Origin of the sequence: Grimontia sp. SpTr1, assembly GCF_947387585.1 — a bacterium.
Lineage (GTDB): Bacteria > Pseudomonadota > Gammaproteobacteria > Enterobacterales > Vibrionaceae > Enterovibrio > Enterovibrio indicus.
Map to the genome: position 1 here is coordinate 1 of NZ_CANDOD010000033.1, position 18,647 is coordinate 18,647.

An 18,647-nucleotide genomic window follows, 5' to 3' on the forward strand; every position below is an offset into this window, starting at 1 on the left:
TGGTGGCTACGACGGGATTCGAACCTGTGACCCCATCATTATGAGTGATGTGCTCTAACCAACTGAGCTACGTAGCCATCTTTACTTTCTGGGGTCTCCCCCTGAGTGCGGGGCGCATTATGCGAAGAAGGGCTGACAACGTCAACCTTTTTTCTTGGCTTTTTTTACCCATTTGGTGAGTTCGGTGTGAAAGTGAGCAGGAAGGTTGAAATTCTAACAACTCAAGCTTGAAAGCGTTGCAAGTCCTTAACTTCGGGAAATAAAAAAGCTGGCAGAAGCCAGCTTTTTCAATAGGAGATCGTATTTGTTATCACACGTTAAAGCGGAAGTGGATAACGTCACCGTCTTTAACGATGTAATCTTTACCTTCCAAACGCCATTTACCCGCTACTTTCGCGCCTGCTTCACCGTTGTTTTCGATGTAATCGTCGTAACCGATGATTTCTGCACGGATAAAGCCTTTCTCGAAGTCAGTGTGGATCTTACCCGCAGCTTGTGGCGCGGTTGCACCGACAGGGATAGTCCAAGCGCGTACTTCTTTCACGCCAGCAGTGAAGTAAGTTTGCAGTGTCAGCAGATCGTAACCTGCGCGGATCACGCGGTTCAGACCTGGTTCTTCAAGACCCATTTCTTCCAGGAACACAGCTGCTTCGTCAGCGTCCAGCTCAGACAGTTCGCCTTCGATTTCCGCACAAACTGCAACAACGGTTGCACCTTCGGCTTCAGCGATTTCACGAACGATGTCCAGGTAAGGGTTGTTCTCAAAACCATCATCATTCACGTTTGCGATGTACATGGTCGGCTTCATGGTCAGGAAGTTCAGGTAGTCAACCGCTGCGTGCTCTTCTTTGGTCAGTTCAACAGAACGCAGCATTTTGCCTTCTTCCAACACTGGAAGTAGCTTTTCCAGTACCGCGATTTCGAATTTCGCATCGCGGTCACCGCCTTTCGCCTTCTTCGCTTGGCGCTGGATAGCGCGTTCACACGCTTCCATGTCAGACAGTGCCAGTTCGGTGTTGATAACATCGATATCGTCAGCAGGGTTTACTTTACCCGCAACGTGGATGATGTTGTCATTTTCAAAACAACGAACAACGTGGCCAATCGCGTCGGTTTCACGGATGTTAGCCAGGAATTTGTTACCCAGACCTTCACCTTTAGAAGCACCTGCAACCAGACCTGCGATGTCTACGAATTCCATCGTGGTTGGCAGGATACGTTGTGGGTTTACGATTTTAGCCAGTGCGTCCAAACGCAGATCTGGCACTGGTACCACGCCAGTGTTTGGTTCGATGGTACAGAACGGGAAGTTAGCCGCTTCAATACCTGCTTTGGTCAGAGCGTTGAACAGAGTTGATTTACCGACATTTGGCAGACCAACGATACCGCATTTAAAACCCATGAGATGGTAACCTTTCGTTGTATAAACAGTGAAAGCTCAGTCAGCTAACGCTTACTGAGCCTTAAATGTATGCAGGCGATTTTGCGCCTTGGCCAGATCTTCTTTCAGCAAAATGTCGATGCAGCGAACGGCTTCATCAACGGCTTGCTCGATTTGGCTTTGTTCGTTGGCAGGTGCTTTTGTCAGCACAAAACCCGCCACTTTGTCTTTGTGCCCTGGATGTCCGATCCCGACACGAAGACGATAGAATTCTTTGTTGTTGCCCATTTTGCTGATGATGTCGCGAAGACCATTATGGCCACCGTGACCGCCACCTTTCTTAAATTTGGCAACACCTGGTGGCAAATCCAGCTCGTCATGAGCCACCATGATTTCTTCCGGTTTGATTTGGAAGAATTTCGCCAGTGCAGCGACCGACTTGCCTGACAGATTCATAAATGTGGTTGGGACGAGTAGACGGAGGTCTTCGCCACCCACACTGATTCTGGCAGTCAAACCGAAGTATTTTTTGTCTTCTTTCAGCGACACGTTATGAATGCGCGCTAATTCTTCAACTACCCAGGCACCCGCATTATGACGGGTTTTTGCATATTCCGGCCCTGGATTTGCCAGACCCACTAAAAGACGAATTTTATCGCTCACGGTGAGATTCTCATTATTCTGTGTAGACAGTTTTATGCACAACGGTAAACCGCCCTGTGCCAAAAGCGGCTTATCCTACCATTATCTGTGCAAAACAAAAACGCCCCGCGAAAGCGAGGCGTTTTCTCCGCAAAAAGGAACGATTAAGAATCGAACATTGCAGAGATAGATTCTTCATTGCTGATGCGGCGGATTGCTTCAGCCAACATGCCTGACAGAGTCAGCTGTGAAACTTTACCGGTCGCTTGCATTTCTGCGCTCAGCGGGATTGAGTCAGTGACGATCACTTCATCAATCACAGATTCTTTGATGTTTTGAGGGGCGTTGCCAGAGAACACTGCGTGAGTTGCGTAAGCGAATACACGCTTCGCGCCACGATTTTTCAGTGCTTCTGCTGCTTTACACAGAGTGCCACCGGTGTCGATCATGTCGTCAACGATGATGCAGTCACGGCCTTCAACGTCACCGATCAGGTGCATAACCTGAGAAACGTTCGCACGTGGGCGGCGTTTGTCGATGATCGCGATGTCAGTGTCATCCAGCAGTTTTGCAGTTGCACGTGCACGTACAACGCCACCGATGTCTGGAGAAACAACGACTGGATCTTCCAGTTTCTTCGCCAGCATGTCTTCCAGAAGTACCGGCGTACCGAAGATGTTGTCTACTGGTACGTCGAAGAAGCCTTGGATTTGCTCTGCGTGCAGGTCAACAGTCAGAACGCGGTCAACACCTACGTTAGACAGGAAGTCTGCGATAACTTTTGCAGTGATAGGCACACGCGCAGAACGCACACGGCGGTCTTGGCGAGCGTAGCCGAAGTAAGGGATAACTGCAGTGATTCGGCCAGCTGATGCGCGACGCAGTGCGTCGATCATCACAACCAATTCCATCAGGTTGTCATTGGTAGGCGCACAAGTCGACTGGATAACGAATACGTCGCTACCCCGTACGTTTTCATTGATTTGTACACACACTTCACCGTCAGAAAAACGACTAACAGTAGCGTCACCTAGTGACATATATAGGCGATTCGCAATGCGTTGGGCGAGTACAGGCGTTGCATTACCAGCAAACAGCTTCATATCAGGCACGGTGGAAAACCTCGGGGTTGCATCCATTGAGTGTTGTCTGTCTCATTGTACTTTCAGTGTCGATAGCAGTGGTGAGGTATTCACACCACGTGCGACAAAGCCAGTGAGCCAGTCGGGCAATTTGTTTAAGGTGGCTCGCGCGTCCTCTTCGTTTTCGAATTCTGCGAAAACGCAGGCGCCGGTCCCGGTCAGTCTCGACGGCGCGTATTCTAGCAGCCACGAAATAGCCTTATCAACCTCTGGAAACAACTCTCTGACTATCTTTTCGCAATCGTTTTCGTAATTTGCCGCCAACAGCGCATTTAGTGTGCGCTTTGGTGTATTGCGAGTCAGTGAGGGGTGACCAAAAATTTTTGCGGTGGCAATGCTCACCTCAGGCTTGGCTACCAGATACCACTTCTCTTTTGCTTCGGCAGGTTGGAGCAATTCTCCAACCCCTTCTGCAAACGCTGTGGTACCGCGCACAAATACAGGGACATCCGCACCCAGTGCCAGCCCCATATCGGCCAATTCATCAACAGAAAGCTGGGTTTCCCAGAGGTGATTGAGCGCGACTAATGTGGTGGCAGCATTGGAGGAACCACCACCTAAACCGCCGCCCATTGGCAACACTTTTTCCACGTGAATGTGCGCGCCCAAGGTACATCCGGTTTTTTCTTTGATTGCCATCGCTGCGCGGTAGATCAGATTTTCTTCGGCTGGGACGCCTTCAATTTCCGGTGACAGGGTGACTTCGTCACTGTTGTTTGGGGTAATGGAAAGCGTGTCGCCGTAATCTAGAAACTGAAAAAGGGTTTGCAGATCGTGATAGCCATTATCGCGCTGACCGGTGATGTACAGGAAAAGGTTGAGTTTGGCCGGTGCTGGCCAAACTGAAGTGGTTTGTGTCATTGAGGTAAAACCCATTCAGAAATCACCAGATTCACTTTTTGCTGGTGCTGATTCATTTTGATTTTTGATGGCAGTAGGTTGTTGGTATCAGCATCGTAGCCAGTGTATTCCAACTGCCAGCCAGCCTGATTGGTATCGGCTTTGTTTTCACTCAGGAATGCCAGGCGGTTATCTGCGCCAAGCGTATATTCGTTTTGTTCTGCAGGCAGCCCTTTGACCCACTGCATCATCTCGTCAACGGGCAGGGCAATACCTGTCAGTTGCTTTAAAAGACTTGCGGCGTTTCTACCGACATAACGTTCACCGTCGCCATCGACCAAAACTGCAATGTCAGGGGTGGCATCCAGTTTAAACAGGGTGGTACCGAGGAAGTTGGTCAGGCGGAGTGAAAGCTCGTCATCTTTCTGCTCCCAGACAAAATTGGCCGAAACGCGCTGTTCTGGGCTAATCAGCGCGACTTTGCCTTTAGCCGTGAAGTCAGTAATTTCTGCCAATGCTTTTTGGTGAGTTTGCCACTCGGTTTGTGGAATAGGTTGGGTGGAACATCCGGTCAAACCCAATAGGGCGAAGAAAAATACAACCAAGACGCGATGACGTCTGAACATAGGCAAACTCCGTTTTCGGTTTTCTCTGTTGAGAAAGAAGTGGTCTGATTATATACCCAAACAACCTGAAGATGCTCGCATTCAGAGATCATCAATGCGTTCAATTCGAGGTAAATTCTACGAGGAATAGTGGTTCTATTTCCGTGGAATTTAACGAAGAAGTGGGCGCATTGAGGGCCTCCCTTCGGGCGAGTTGACTGACGCCGTGCTCTTTGTTGTTCCTTTTTGATGGAGGTGACTACACCGGCAAAGGAACGCCGCGATCACAACGCCAGTCAATCTCGCTGAATCCTGCATCTTCAGGTTGTTTGGGTATATCTGCGGCAGAGGTAAAAATCTCTCCAATACGATGTAGATATCACACCGCTTGGACAAAGCCACATAATGCAATTTGTTACTTGTTGAAAAAATGGACGAATATGTTGTTACGAAAGCGGAAAAGTCACACTTCTGCTTGATAGCGAGAAGAGGGAGCTAATGTTATCTTTTATTCGACGGGCCCATAAAGTAAAATCCACGGCTCGGATTTCATCTGGTGCTGTCGGTAAACCTGCTTAATGAGCTTGTTAGTTCTCGGAATCAATCACAAGACCGCTGCGGTCGACCTGCGTGAGAAAGTCGCTTTTTCTCCGCAACAACTTCGCGATGCATTGCACCAGCTGAAAGAAAAGCAGGTAGTGCAGAGTGGGGTGATTGTGTCTACCTGCAACCGCACCGAAATCTACTGTGAAGTTGACCAGCCAAGCCCGGGCGTCGTTGTGGACTGGCTTCAGGACTTCCATCAACTCGACAGCGAAGCACTGCTTCCTTGCCTTTATACCCACCATGACCAAGCAGCGGCGCAGCATTTAATGCGAGTGGCGAGTGGCCTTGATTCGTTGGTATTGGGTGAGCCTCAGATCTTGGGGCAGGTTAAACAGGCTTACGCGGAATCTGTTGAGCAAAACTCAGTCAATGGTTCGCTGGAGCGTTTGTTCCACAAAACCTTTACCGTGGCTAAACGCGTTCGCACGGAAACAGATATCGGTGGCAATGCCGTCTCTGTCGCTTTTGCAGCCTGTTCGCTGGCGCGTCAGATTTTCGAGTCGCTCGAAACCTCTACCGCATTGCTGGTGGGAGCAGGTGAAACCATCGAGTTGGTTGCCAAGCATCTTTTCGAACACGACTGTAAGAACATTATTGTTGCTAACCGCACTCGTGAGCGCGCTAAACCGTTCGCTGAGGCGTTTGGTGCGGAAATTATTTCTCTGGAAGAGATTCCAGAGCACATGCACAAAGCGGATATCGTGATCAGCTCAACTGCTGCGCCATTGCCAATCATCGGTAAAGGCATGGTGGAAAAAGCGATCAAAGCGCGTCGTCATCAGCCAATGCTGTTGATTGATATTGCCGTGCCGCGTGATATTGAAGAAGAAGTGGGTGAGCTGAACGATGCTTACCTGTACACCGTCGACGATTTACATTCGATTGTTGAGCGCAACCGTGAGCAGCGAAAAGCGGCCGCGATTCAGGCTGAAGCGATTGTTGATGAAGAAAGCGAAGGCTTTATGACATGGATGCGTTCCCGCGGAGCGGTGGACAGCATCAAACAATACCGTGCTCATTCGGAAGCACTGAAAGATGAATTGCTTAGCAAGAGCTTACAAGCCCTCGCCAGTGGTGCCGACCCACAGAAAGTGGTCGCCGAGCTGAGCAATAAATTAACCAATAAACTGATCCATGCCCCTACTCAGGCCATGCAGGAAGCTGCCAGAAATGGCGACGAGCGTACACTGGAAACGCTACGTCAGAGCTTAGGTCTGGATCCCCTAAAATAGTTTAAAGACCCACTATGAAATCATCGATTATCGCGAAACTGGAAGCACTCAGTGAGCGCTATGAAGAAGTGCAACATCTGCTTGGCGATCCGGGTGTTATCTCCGATCAGGACCGTTTCCGTTCACTGTCGAAAGAATATAGCCAGCTTGAAGAAGTGACCATGTGCTTCACTTCCTACAAACAAGCGGAAGAAGATCTGGAAGCGGCGCAGGAAATGGCGAACGAAGACGATCCTGAAATGCGCGAAATGGCGCAGGAAGAAGTGAAAGCAGCAAAGGCGGAAATTGAACGCCTGAGCGATGAGCTTCAGGTACTGTTACTGCCAAAAGATCCTAACGATGAGCGTAACTGTTTCCTTGAGATCCGCGCGGGTGCGGGTGGTGATGAAGCAGCAATTTTTGCCGGTGACTTGTTCCGCAGTTACAGCCGCTTTGCTGAGAAAAAAGGCTGGCGTGTTGAAGTGGTTAACGCCAACCACGGTGAGCATGGCGGTTACAAAGAAATGATTGCCAAAGTCAGTGGAGAAGGCGCCTACGGTGTGATGAAGTTTGAGTCAGGCGGTCACCGCGTTCAGCGTGTTCCTGCTACTGAATCTCAAGGCCGTGTTCACACCTCAGCGTGCACTGTTGCTATCCTACCGGAAATTCCTGAAGCAGAAATTCCGGAAATAAATCCGGCTGATCTGAAAATCGATACCTTCCGTTCATCAGGAGCTGGTGGTCAGCACGTTAACACCACTGACTCGGCAATCCGTATTACCCACTTGCCAACCGGCACCGTGGTGGAATGTCAGGACGAGCGTTCACAGCATAAGAACAAAGCTAAAGCGATGGCTGTTCTGGCGGCACGTTTGATCAAAGCAGAAGAAGAAAAACGTGCAGCTGAACAGGCAAGCACCCGCCGTAACTTGCTGGGTTCCGGTGACCGTTCAGACCGTATCCGTACCTATAACTATCCGCAAGGCCGAGTGTCTGACCACCGCATCAACCTGACGGTTTACCGTTTGGACGAAGTGATGGAAGGCGATCTGGATTCACTGATCCAGCCAATCATCCAAGAGTTCCAGGCAGACCAACTGGCGGCGCTGGCTGAGCAACACTAATGCCAATCAGCATTGAAAATGCGCTGCGTGATGCAGCGCTTTTGTTAGCAGAGCATCAAAGCCCCTCTCCACGCATTGATGCCTCTGTGCTGCTTTGCCATGTGCTCGATAAGCCAAGCAGCTATCTCTATACGTGGTCAGACAAAGCGCTGAGCGACGAAGAGGAAGCTGTGTTTAACGCATTGCTGGAGCGTCGCAAAGTCGGCGAGCCTGTTGCTTATATCATTGGCTACCGCGACTTCTGGTCGCTACGCCTGAACGTCGAACCCAGCACCCTGATCCCAAGGCCGGATACCGAAAGGTTGGTAGAGCTGGCATTGGAGCGTTTGCCACAAGGTGAGGGCTCTGTGTTGGATTTGGGCACAGGTACGGGCGCGATTGCGTTGGCGATTGCCAGCGAGCGCAACGATATGGCTGTGACTGGCGTCGACCTTCGTGATGAGGCGGTTGCACTGGCTGAACGCAACAAGCTTGAAAACGGCATCAACAATGCCCAATTTATTCAAAGCAGCTGGTTTGGCAATGTGCCTGAACATCGTTTTACCATGATTGTCAGCAACCCTCCGTATATTGACCCGGAAGACCCGCACCTTTCGCAAGGTGACGTTCGCTTTGAGCCAAAGTCTGCATTGATTGCGGATGACCAAGGTTTAGCGGATATCCGTATCATCTGTCAGCATAGTCCTGAGTATTTGACAGATAATGGCTGGCTGCTTATCGAGCATGGCTACGATCAGGGCGAGGCGGTTCGCACGATTTTTTCTGATGCAGGATTCAGCGATGTTGAGACGCAGCACGATTATGCTGGGCTGGATCGTGTTACCTTAGGGCGTTTTATTCGCTAAAACCCAAAACAATAAATCAAAAAGAGAGACCTACGGAATTATGTACGTTGCATTGAAGCATACTCACCTGATGTTTATCGCCCTGAGCGTGATCCTGTTTATCATCCGTTTTGCATGGCGCATGATGGACAGCAAAATGCTTGAGAAGAAATGGGTGAAGGTCGTCCCTCACGTGATTGATACCATTTTGCTAGGAACTGGTGTGGCACTGATTTTTGTCACCGGATTCTATCCATTCACGCCTCAAGGGATGTGGATGACTGAAAAACTGACCTGTGTTCTGGCATACATCGCTCTTGGCTTTGTTGCCATGAAATACAGTCAGGGAACTATGTTCCGACTCTTTGCTTTCTTTGGTGCTTTAGGTTGGGTATTTGCCGCCGCTAATTTGGCTATCACCAAAACACCACAGCTGTTGGGGTAAAAATGATCGGTTTTACTGACCAGGAATTAGATGAGCTGACCTTGGTAGAAGGTGCGCTTGCACTGAACGCTGCCATTGATCCGGCGACATCCATGCATTGGGTTCGGGCAGAGCTTGAACGGCTGGCAAAGGATGCTGAACATCTGTTGGCTGGGGAAGCTAACGACGAATTGAGACTGGAAGGTCTGCTGCGTCTGTTCTACAAAGAATGGGGCTTCAAAGGCGATTTCGAACAGTACTTTTCGTCTGAAAATGCTTTTGTAGATAAAGTGCTGGAGCGTCGTAAAGGCATTCCTGTGAGTCTGGGCGCTATCTTCCTGTTTTTCGCAGATCGCCTAGATTTACCGGTTGAGCCAGTCGGCTTTCCGACTCAACTTGTTCTGAAAGTAGATTGGTTCCATCGTGAGCCGCAATACGTCAACCCGTTTGATGGCGAGTTTTTGTCTGAACGCGTATTACGAGGCTGGCTGGTGGGCAAAGAAGGCCCAACGGCTCAGCTTGAAGAAGAACACCTTGAGGTTTCAGACAACCCTACATTGATTGGCCGCTGGCTGGCGGTGATCAAAAGTGCACTGCTTCGTGAAGAAAACTACGCGATGGCACTTCGCTGTAGCGAACTTGCGCTCACTTTCAGTCCGGATGATCCTTATGAAATCCGCGACCGTGGCTATATTTTCCAGCAATTGAAATGTGACTGGGTTGCCGCGGAAGACTATGAATACTTTATCGCTCAGTGCCCGGATGATCCGGCGGCTGAGCTCCTGAAACTGCAGGTCAAAGTGTTGACTGCAGAAGCTCCTATTTTCCACTAATCAGGAAGTCACCATGACAACACAAAAAACGGTTCAGATTGGCGATATTCAAGTTGCTAACGACAAGCCATTTGTTCTTTTTGCCGGGATGAATGTGTTGGAATCTCGCGATCTGGCGATGCAGATCTGTGAGCACTATGTAGAAGTGACCCAGAAGCTGGGCATTCCATACGTGTTTAAGGCGTCTTTTGACAAAGCAAACCGCTCTTCTGTGCATTCTTACCGTGGCCCAGGCCTGGAAGAAGGCATGAAGATTTTCCAGGAACTGAAAGACACCTTCGGCGTGAAAATCATCACAGACGTTCATACCGAAGCGCAGGCACAGCCAGTGTCTGAAGTGGTTGACGTTATCCAGCTTCCAGCGTTCCTTGCTCGCCAAACTGACTTGGTTGAAGCAATGGCGAAAACCGGCGCAGTGATCAACGTGAAGAAGCCTCAGTTCATGAGTCCAGGTCAGGTGGGCAACATCGTTGATAAGTTCGCTGAGTGTGGCAACGAAAACATCATCCTGTGTGAGCGCGGCTCATGCATGGGTTATGACAATCTGGTCGTCGACATGCTGGGCTTCGACGTGATGAAGAAGGCGAGCAATGGCAGCCCAATCATCTTTGACGTGACTCACTCACTGCAATGCCGCGATCCTCTGGGCGCTGCATCTGGCGGTCGTCGTGAGCAAACCGTTGATTTGGCGCGCGCTGGTCTGGGTACCAAGATTGCGGGTCTGTTCATTGAAGCGCACCCGGATCCAGACAACGCGCGTTGTGATGGCCCGTCAGCACTACCTTTGGACAAGCTGGAGCCGTTCTTGAAGCAAATGAAAGCACTGGACGATTTGGTGAAAAGCTTCGACGATCTGGATATCCGTTAAGAATTGATTGTCAGAGAGAAAAAAGAAAGCCGGCGCATGCGCCGGCTTTTTCATGTCTGCGATTGAGTGTCCGAACTTTATAACCTGAATCTGGCCAGTTCGTCATTGAGCTGACGAGACAGGCTCGATAGCGCCGTCGCTTGCTCTGTTGCATGATTGGCTTCGTGAGCCAACTCATCCGATGCATTGCGCACAGCTTCAGTGTTGCGGGTGATTTCTGCCGTCACCAAAGACTGCTCTTCAGCGGCAGAGGCAATCTGGGTGGCCATGTCGCTGATTGTCGATACTGAAGTGGTGATTTGTGACAAACTGTTGGTCGCAAAGTTTGCGTCTTCCACGCTGGTGGTCGCCAAATGACGGCTGTCTTCCATGATTTTCACTGCTGACTGGGTCGTGTTTTGCAGCGTTTCAATCGTCGCCTGAATTTCGCGGGTCGAGTTGTGTGTACGTTGGCTCAATACGCGGACTTCGTCGGCAACCACGGCAAAGCCTCGGCCTTGTTCACCAGCGCGGGCTGCTTCAATTGCCGCATTCAGCGCCAGCAGGTTGGTTTGTTCGGCAATATCCTGAATGGTGGAAAGAATAGAGTTGATGCTCTGAGTGTGGGAGTCCAGCTCCGCTATCACGCTGGTGGCAGATTCCACTTCCGTCGACAAGTTGCCGATTGATTGCTGGCTTTGGTTCACTTGAGTGGCGCCTTCCTCTGAGCAGCCTACAGCTTGCTTGGAAAGCTCTGCGGTATTTTCTGCGCTGCCAGCGATTTCTTGGGTAGCTGCGGCCATTTGGTTAATCGCCGTCGCCACCATATTGATCTCATCCTGCTGACCGCGGATGCGGGTACTGCGGATATTTGCTTGCTCAGCGGCATGGGTTGCCTGCTCAGAGAGCGATTCACCGACACTCTTCAGGTGCGTCACCATGGTGTGCATGTTGGCAACGAAGGTGTTGAAGTTATGCGCCAGCTGGCCGACTTCATCGTTGCTGTGTGGTGTCAGACGCTGGGTCAGGTCTGCATCGCCGCTGGCAATCTCTTCCATGGCTTTAGATACGCGGATGAGATCGCGGAAAAGCACGTTCACCAACCATGCTGACAGTGCCAGCACGAAGAGTGTGACAGCAAAGCTTGTCAGGACCAGGGTTGTGACTGCCGAGTTATGAGAGGAGAGCTCAGTGCTCATATCCACCTCAATACCGATAATCCAGTTGGCTTCCGGCAGCTCAGTAAAGAAGTAAGCCTTTTCCGTACCATTGAGAGAGCTGTTCAGCAGGCTTCCCTCAGCCATAGCTTCGCGCACCGCTGATTGGTTTAGTGCAGGGTTATACTGAGTCAGCGGTTTACCGTTCAGTGAGGCATTGTTATGAGCAATCAGGGTGCCATCTGCTGCGAACAGCATACCAAAGGCATTTTTTCCAAAATTGAACTGAGACAGGTCGCCGACAATCTTTTGAAGGCTAATATCGCCACCTAGCACGCCTTTGAGTTTCCCGTTTTGATAGACAGGAGTTGCCAGCGTCACCATGGTTTCGCCAGTCAGGGCGTCACGATACGGGGCGGTACAGATTGTTTTGTTCTCACGCACTGCTTCGATGTACCAAGGACGCTGACGTGGATCGATATCAACGCTGGCACCGTTTGCTAGCGCCAAAGAACCATTGGTTTCAGCGAAGAAAGTCATCGCAAAGTCACCAGAAACCTGAAGCATGGCCAGTGCATTGATTTCGTCGTCGTGAGGTAGGGTTTCCACATAGCCTTCCATTGCCACATCATGAGCTTCCAGCCAGTTGGCAAAGCCGACACGGGCGACTTGAGACATACTTTCTACGCGGTTTTCTAAGCCTTGTTGAGTCTGGGTAGATAATTGGTTGGCAGCTAAGAAAGACAGGATTGTTGCCATCGCCACTACGGCGACAAGGCAGGTGCCTATCAGCTTCTGCTTGAGAGTCAGCGTCATGTTACATTCCTTGCATCGAACTCTTTGAAAAATAGAGGTGGGTTGTGCTGAGATTTTTTATTTTTCGCACAACATTCCGTATCGGCCTGACGAGAGGTTGCTTTAGGGGAAATGCGCAGTTTTTTACTGTCTTAAGCTAAGAAAATGTGAGTTTGCTTCAGCTGTGATTTTGGAGGGAAAAATAAACAGGAAAAGCGGCACTGGATGGGTAGCTCACAGAAGAGTATTTTCGCCTGTTACAAATTAGCTTGGACGTTTAGACGTCTATATGTTGACGCCCTATCGCTTTGGGATTACCCTGCGTTCCACTTCACAAAAAATATGCAACACAACATGACACAGAAGCAAACGAATATCGCGCCCTCGGCGTTAGCACTTTTGCCCTTTGGGCTTTTCCTGTGCCTGTTTATAGGTACGGGCATTTATTTCTCGACCCAAAATGTCGATTTCGCCTTTTACCAACTTCCGGCACCGATAGCGGTGTTACCTGCCATCATGTTGGCCGTGCTAATGAGCAAAGAAAAGCTCAACGGTGCAATTGGTCAGTTTATTGAAGGTGTTTCCCATCGCGACATTACCGCGATGTGTCTGATTTACTTACTGGCGGGGGCTTTCTCTGCGGTAGCAAAAGCAACTGGCGGTGTGGATGCTACCGTCAACTTAGGTCTGGCCATTCTTCCTTCCAGCTTTATTCTGCCGGGCCTGTTTTTGATTTCTGCATTTATCGCAACTGCAATGGGGACCTCAATGGGCACCATCGCTGCGGTTGCCCCTGTGGCTTTGGGCATTGCTGACACGACAGGTATCGATGCGGCTCTGATGGCAGGTGTAGTGCTGAGCGGTGCGATGTTTGGTGACAACCTTTCTATTATCTCAGACACCACAATTGCGGCGACACGCTCGCAGGGCTGTCACATGAAAGACAAGTTCCGTGAGAACGTGAAAATTGCGGTACCTGCAGCTCTGGTGGCGCTGGTAATTTTCTTCTTTGCCAATGAAGTGACCCAAGCTCCTGTTGCCGGTGAAATTGATTGGCTGGCAGTCCTGCCTTACCTGACCATTCTTGTATTGGCAGTATATGGCATGAATGTGTTTGTTGTTCTGACCATCGGCATCCTGTTTGCCGGTATTGTCGGTATGGCCCAGACGGCAGATTACAGCGTGATGGCTTTCAGTCAGGACATCTATAAAGGCTTTGGCAACATGCAGGAGATCTTCCTGTTGTCGCTGCTGATTGGTGGTTTGGCCGAGCTGATGCGTCAGCAGGGCGGCTTGGCGTTCGTAACAGATAAACTGAGCAAACTGATCCTGTCCCGTGCGGACAAAGAGACTGAGAAAGGCTCTCCTCGTGCAAGTGAAGCGGGTATTGCTGCGCTGGTCAGCATGACTAACCTCTGTACTGCCAACAACACCGTTGCCATTATCGTGGCTGGTGGCGTAGCAAAAGAGCTGGCTACCCAGCATGATGTGGCACCAAAACGCAGTGCCAGCTTACTGGATATCTTCTCTTGTGTGATTCAGGGCATTTTGCCTTACGGTGCGCAGGCGTTATTACTTGGGTCGATCTTCGGACTCTCACCTCTCAGCGTGGTGGGCCAATCGTATTACTGCTTCTTGCTTGCTGTATCAGCAGCTTTTGCCATCGCTCGAAGTAAAGGACAACACTTGTCTAGATAGGTGATGTAAGCGCTTCAATTGCGGTGTATTTAGCCGCAGTTGAGGTGTTTTTAAGTGATCTCCGCGGCATTTTCTTGAAAGTTATATGTGATACCCAGTTTAACTATTTAGACTACTTCGTGAAATTGAAAGTAGTTTAGGTTAAACCCTCGACATAGCCAAAGCCGTGACTTTCGCGCTGTCGAATAGAAAATAGGTATCACCATGAAGGAACGCCTCTCTCTAAAAGCAGCGATAAGTGCTGCTCTGCTTGCCACGCTGGCAGGCTGTTCAACCACGAGCGAAACAACGGAAGTTGTACCGGGTTGGCAACCAGATACCACTTACAAAGTGACCATTCTCCACACTAACGACAACCATGGTCGCTTCTGGCATAACCGCCACGGCGAATACGGTATGGCGGCACGTAAAACGCTGATCGATAATCTGCGTGATGAAGCAGAAGCGAACGGTGCAGCTGTGCTGCTACTGTCTGGCGGTGACATCAACACTGGTGTTCCAGAGTCTGATCTTCAAGATGCAGAACCAGACTTCAAAGGCATGACCATGATCGGTTATGACGCGATGGCTCTGGGTAACCACGAATTCGACAATCCACTTGAAGTGCTTGACCAGCAAATGGAATGGGCTGACTTCCCAATGCTGTCGGCAAACATCTACGACAAAGCCACTGGCGAGCGTAAGTATCAGGCTTACCAAATCTTTGAGCGCAACGGTCTGCGTATCGCAGTAATCGGTCTGACAACAGAAGACACTGCGAAAATTGGTAACCCTGAGTTTATCGGTGAGCTGGACTTCCGCGATCCAAAAGAAGAAGCGAAAAAACTGATTGCTGAGCTGGAAGAAACTGAAAACCCTGACATCATCATTGCAGCGACGCACATGGGCCACTATGAAGATGGCAAGCGTGGCATCAATGCACCAGGCGATGTGGCTCTGGCTCGCTACCTTAACGAAGGTTCGCTGGACATGATTGTGGGTGGTCACTCGCAAGAGCCTATCTGTATGGAAGGCCCGAACATGTACAACAAGTCGTTCAAGCCGGGCGACGAGTGTAAGCCAGACAACCAAAACGGTACCTGGATTGTTCAGGCGCATGAGTGGGGCAAGTACGTGGGTAAAGCGGACTTTGAATTCCGTAACGGCGAACTGAACCTGGTGTCTTACGACCTGATCCCTGTGAACCTGAAGAAGAAAATCAAGGTGAACGGTGAGAAGAAACGTGTCTTCATCCAGAATGAAATTCCAAAAGATAAAGCGTTGTATGACTTCCTGAAACCTTATCAGGAGAAAGGTCAGGAACAGCTGAACGTGAAAATTGCAGAAACCAATGGTCATCTGCAGGGTGAACGTAACGTGGTTCGCTTCCAGCAAACTAATCTTGGCCGTCTGATTGCTGCAGCACACAAAGACCGTGCGAAAGCAGACTTCTCGGTAATGAACTCCGGTGGTGTGCGTGCGTCAATCGAAGAAGGTGATGTGACCTACAAAGATGTGCTGACCGTTCAGCCATTTGCGAACATGGTGACTTACACCGACATGAGCGGTGCAGAAGTGCTGGATTACCTGAACGAAGTGGCAACCAAGCCAGTTGACTCAGGTGCTTACGCGCAGTTCTACGGTATCTCAATGACGGTGTCACCTGATGGTGTGAGTGACGTTGTGATCGGCGGTGAACCGCTGGACGCAAACAAAACTTACCGCTTTACCGTGCCTAGCTACAACGCAGCTGGCGGTGATGGCTATCCGAAACTGACTGGCCACCCAGGTAATGTGAACACCGGTTTTGTGGATGCAGAAGTGCTGAAAGACTACCTGGAGAAGAACTCTCCAATCGATGTGAACAAGTACGCGCCAAACGGCGAAATTACTTACAAGTAAACACATCCTCTCCGGGCGCGAAACCTCGCGTCAGAGACAAAAAGGCACTGGTGACAGTGCCTTTTTTTATGTCATTATCAGCGGGATAGTAGCCCTGAATTCAGCAAGGTTTTCAGTCTAAGCAAACACAGAGAGAAAGGATATGACACCGGCAATTACACTGGCGGAAAAATCGGGGATTCATTTTCATGTTCACAGTTACGATCATGATCCGAACAACACCAACTTCGGGTTGGAAGCAGCAAGTGTGATGGGGCAGGACCCCGCGCGGGTCTTTAAAACCCTGCTGTTTGCAATGAACGGTGACCCGAAAAAGCTGGCTGTTGCCATTGTGCCGGTTTCCGGCCAGTTGGACTTAAAAGCAGCGGCGAAAGCTGCGGGTGCGAAAAAAGCAGAAATGGCGAATCCGACCATTGCCGAAAAGACCACTGGCTATGTGGTCGGCGGCATCAGTCCGCTAGGTCAAAAAAGGCGTTTACCGACGCTTTTGGATGATACGGCTCAAGCCTTTGAAACCATTTACGTCAGCGCGGGCAAACGTGGCCTTGAAATTGAACTTTCTCCCTCAGATCTACTCTCACTGACACAAGGAAAATTTGCCGCGATCGGCAAGGAGGGGTAGTTCATGCACAAGAGTTGGTGGGTATTCATTTTGTTGGGTTTACCTCTGACGGCCTTTGCAGGGAAAGAGCACTCTGCATTGATGGCATGCTACAAAGCTTCTGAAACGCACGTTGAAGTCACTGCCTGTCTGGATAATCACTGGAAGGTGGCACAGGACGCATTGAATAAAACCGAAACTGCGCTCAGAGCACATTTTACGAAGCTGGATGAAGTATCATCGGCATCTGATACGCTACCTATGATCACGAGCGCAATGGAAGGGTTCCAGTACTGGCGCGAAAACCAGTGCAAAATGGTAGAGGCAAGTTATGCCTCCGGCTCTGGCAGTGGGCAGGGATACCTCAACTGTATGATTGAACTGACGAATGAACAGATCATTCGTTTAAATAGCCTGATGGGCGTGAAAGGAGGCGCTAAGTGACAATTTCCGTATGGCTGGGTCTGGCACTGGTGTGTATTTTGGGGGCAGTTTCCCCTGGGCCTAGTCTCGTGGTGATGATGCGACACAGCCTGGCTGGTGGTCGTTTACATGGCATTGTTGCTGCGTGGTCACATGCATTAGGTGTTGGCTTCTACGCCCTGTTAACCCTCCTTGGTCTGGCTGTTATCCTCAAAGAGTCTCCAACGCTTTTTACTGCTATCGCCTATGCGGGTGCCGCGTATCTCGCTTGGCTTGGTATTAAATCCCTGCGTGCAAAAGGTGGTGTGGCAGCCAAGCTGGAAAAAGGCGAGAAAACCACTCTGTGGGAAGCAGCGCGCGATGGTGCCATGATTTCAGTTCTTAACCCGAAGCTAGCACTTTTCTTTCTCGCATTGTTCAGTCAGTTTGTAGCGATTGGCACTGATACGTTCAGCCGTGCAGTGATTGTGCTGACCCCTTTTGTGATTGATGGCCTTTGGTACACCATAGTGACATTGGTGCTTTCTTCTCCACGTATGCTGGAAAAACTGAAGCAAAAAGCCGTGCTGATTGATCGCCTGTGCGGCATCGTGTTGATAGGCCTTGCGGTTCGGGTTGTTGTCACCCTATAGGTATCCTTGAGATAAAAAACAGGAGCCATCGGCTCCTGTTTTCGTTGATGAGATAGAAAATTAACTCCGACGGTTAAGATGTCGCTCCCGCGTCTCCAGTTTCTTTTCCTGACTCTTTTTAATCATCACATAGACTGCGCCGGTACCACCTTGATGACGTTGGGCGGAGTGGAAACATTGCACGTCAGTGATCTGTTCCAGCCACTGGCAGACATAGCTTTTCATCATGGCGGGAGGGTTAGAGCGTTCGCCTTTTCCGTGCACAATGATCACCGAGCGAATGTCCATGCGTTGGCATTGTTTCAGAAAGCGCAGGATTTCATCTCTGGCATCTTTCAGGCTGTATTTGTGCAGGTCCAGTCGGGCATGAATGTCATATTTACCCAGACGGAGTTTTCGAAATACGCCATCCTGAACACCAGGGCGCTTGAAAGCCACGATATCGTCAGGCTTGAGCATCTTGGCGTAATCAATGGAAAGATACTCAGGATCACCTTCAGAGAGGCTTTGAGCTGCAAGCTGACGTGCCAGCTGAGCTTCAGTCGGTTTATGTGATTGTTGGGAGTTATCGACCGTATCGTGCTTGATAGGCGCGACATCTGCCATCATCTCCCGAAATAAGTCGAACTCGTTGTTGCCGTTCATAGTCGTTACGGGTTGTTGGAGCATGGTTTGAGTATAACGGCAAACAATTCGGAGGTCTCGTAGGAAGTGAATAACGCAATTGTTCAAAGGGTTACAAAGGGAAATTATACGAAAAAGCCCCGCATTGCTGCGAGGCTTTGAAGAGTGGTCGGTGAAGAGGGATTCGAGCGGGGCGGCCTTCCGTACCCGACCCATCATGCGGAACGCGTAAAATGAAACAGATAAGAAAAAGCCTCGCATTGCTGCGAGGCTTCGAAGAGTGGTCGGTGAAGAGGGATTCGAACCCCCGACCCTCTGGTCCCAAACCAGATGCGCTACCAAACTGCGCTATTCACC

Annotated in this window: 18 protein-coding genes and 1 tRNA gene; 11 read left to right on the forward strand and 8 right to left on the reverse strand. The window is 50.1% G+C overall.

What is annotated here, in order from left to right:
• From QL223_RS25240 to lolB, 6 genes are all read right to left on the reverse strand, one after another.
• A tRNA-Met gene (locus tag QL223_RS25240) sits at positions 1 to 77 on the reverse strand.
• A gap of 233 nt (positions 78 to 310) precedes the next feature.
• Entirely contained in the window at positions 311 to 1,402 is a 1,092-nt protein-coding gene (gene ychF, locus QL223_RS25245) for a redox-regulated ATPase YchF (protein WP_002542409.1), read from the reverse strand.
• 51 nt (positions 1,403 to 1,453) lie between these two features.
• The gene (gene pth, locus QL223_RS25250; protein WP_002542408.1) at positions 1,454 to 2,044 is read right to left on the reverse strand and encodes an aminoacyl-tRNA hydrolase; all 591 of its coding nucleotides are present in this window, start codon (positions 2,042 to 2,044) and stop codon (positions 1,454 to 1,456) included.
• Positions 2,045 to 2,187: 143 nt separating this feature from the next.
• Positions 2,188 to 3,135 carry a ribose-phosphate pyrophosphokinase gene (locus QL223_RS25255; RefSeq protein WP_002542407.1) on the reverse strand — a complete coding sequence of 316 codons (948 nt, stop codon included), beginning with the start codon at positions 3,133 to 3,135 and terminating at the stop codon, positions 2,188 to 2,190.
• 42 nt (positions 3,136 to 3,177) lie between these two features.
• On the reverse strand, positions 3,178 to 4,026 hold the full coding sequence (ispE, locus tag QL223_RS25260) for a 4-(cytidine 5'-diphospho)-2-C-methyl-D-erythritol kinase (RefSeq protein WP_039850622.1): 849 nt from the start codon (positions 4,024 to 4,026) through the stop codon (positions 3,178 to 3,180).
• Entirely contained in the window at positions 4,023 to 4,631 is a 609-nt protein-coding gene (lolB, locus tag QL223_RS25265; RefSeq protein ID WP_281546321.1) for a lipoprotein insertase outer membrane protein LolB, read from the reverse strand. The genes ispE and lolB overlap by 4 nt, the downstream gene beginning before the upstream one ends.
• 557 nt (positions 4,632 to 5,188) lie before the next feature.
• Here lolB and hemA point away from each other — a divergent pair.
• The 6 genes from hemA to kdsA are packed head-to-tail and all read left to right on the forward strand — an operon-like array spanning position 5,189 to position 10,500.
• Positions 5,189 to 6,448: a glutamyl-tRNA reductase gene (gene hemA / locus QL223_RS25270; protein ID WP_002542404.1), complete on the forward strand. Its 1,260-nt coding sequence runs from the start codon at positions 5,189 to 5,191 to the stop codon at positions 6,446 to 6,448.
• 14 nt (positions 6,449 to 6,462) lie between these two features.
• Positions 6,463 to 7,551 carry a peptide chain release factor 1 gene (prfA, locus tag QL223_RS25275; RefSeq protein WP_002542403.1) on the forward strand — a complete coding sequence of 363 codons (1,089 nt, stop codon included), beginning with the start codon at positions 6,463 to 6,465 and terminating at the stop codon, positions 7,549 to 7,551.
• The gene (gene prmC, locus QL223_RS25280; protein ID WP_002542402.1) at positions 7,551 to 8,396 is read left to right on the forward strand and encodes a peptide chain release factor N(5)-glutamine methyltransferase; all 846 of its coding nucleotides are present in this window, start codon (positions 7,551 to 7,553) and stop codon (positions 8,394 to 8,396) included. Before prfA ends, prmC begins: the two co-directional genes overlap by 1 nt.
• A 40-nt stretch (positions 8,397 to 8,436) precedes the next feature.
• Positions 8,437 to 8,820 (forward strand): SirB2 family protein, encoded by a 384-nt coding sequence (locus tag QL223_RS25285; protein WP_002542401.1) that lies wholly within the window; start codon positions 8,437 to 8,439, stop codon positions 8,818 to 8,820.
• A gap of 2 nt (positions 8,821 to 8,822) precedes the next feature.
• The gene (locus tag QL223_RS25290) at positions 8,823 to 9,632 is read left to right on the forward strand and encodes a tetratricopeptide repeat protein (RefSeq protein ID WP_002542400.1); all 810 of its coding nucleotides are present in this window, start codon (positions 8,823 to 8,825) and stop codon (positions 9,630 to 9,632) included.
• A gap of 13 nt (positions 9,633 to 9,645) precedes the next feature.
• Positions 9,646 to 10,500: a 3-deoxy-8-phosphooctulonate synthase gene (gene kdsA, locus QL223_RS25295; RefSeq protein WP_002542399.1), complete on the forward strand. Its 855-nt coding sequence runs from the start codon at positions 9,646 to 9,648 to the stop codon at positions 10,498 to 10,500.
• A gap of 77 nt (positions 10,501 to 10,577) precedes the next feature.
• On the opposite strand, the gene QL223_RS25300 is transcribed toward kdsA, so the two are convergent.
• The gene (locus tag QL223_RS25300; protein WP_002542398.1) at positions 10,578 to 12,452 is read right to left on the reverse strand and encodes a methyl-accepting chemotaxis protein; all 1,875 of its coding nucleotides are present in this window, start codon (positions 12,450 to 12,452) and stop codon (positions 10,578 to 10,580) included.
• Between the two features lie 333 nt (positions 12,453 to 12,785).
• Between QL223_RS25300 and QL223_RS25305 the strand changes: the two genes are divergently transcribed.
• The 5 genes from QL223_RS25305 (at position 12,786) to QL223_RS25325 (ending at position 17,666) form a co-directional block, all read left to right on the forward strand.
• On the forward strand, positions 12,786 to 14,129 hold the full coding sequence (locus QL223_RS25305) for a Na+/H+ antiporter NhaC family protein (RefSeq protein ID WP_039850624.1): 1,344 nt from the start codon (positions 12,786 to 12,788) through the stop codon (positions 14,127 to 14,129).
• 204 nt (positions 14,130 to 14,333) lie between these two features.
• A complete protein-coding gene (gene ushA / locus QL223_RS25310; protein ID WP_281546322.1) occupies positions 14,334 to 16,010 on the forward strand; it encodes a bifunctional UDP-sugar hydrolase/5'-nucleotidase UshA in 1,677 nt (558 codons plus the stop codon).
• 142 nt (positions 16,011 to 16,152) lie between these two features.
• Entirely contained in the window at positions 16,153 to 16,632 is a 480-nt protein-coding gene (gene ybaK / locus QL223_RS25315) for a Cys-tRNA(Pro) deacylase (protein WP_002542394.1), read from the forward strand.
• Between the two features lie 3 nt (positions 16,633 to 16,635).
• Positions 16,636 to 17,055, forward strand: a complete 420-nt coding sequence (locus tag QL223_RS25320) for a lysozyme inhibitor LprI family protein (RefSeq protein WP_002542393.1) — start codon at positions 16,636 to 16,638, stop codon at positions 17,053 to 17,055.
• The gene (locus QL223_RS25325) at positions 17,052 to 17,666 is read left to right on the forward strand and encodes a LysE family transporter (RefSeq protein ID WP_002542392.1); all 615 of its coding nucleotides are present in this window, start codon (positions 17,052 to 17,054) and stop codon (positions 17,664 to 17,666) included. The genes QL223_RS25320 and QL223_RS25325 overlap by 4 nt, the downstream gene beginning before the upstream one ends.
• Before the next feature lie 60 nt (positions 17,667 to 17,726).
• Here the strand turns inward: QL223_RS25325 and smrA are convergent, their stop codons facing one another.
• Positions 17,727 to 18,311, reverse strand: a complete 585-nt coding sequence (gene smrA, locus QL223_RS25330; protein WP_160167797.1) for a DNA endonuclease SmrA — start codon at positions 18,309 to 18,311, stop codon at positions 17,727 to 17,729.
• Positions 18,312 to 18,647: the final 336 nt, after the last annotated feature.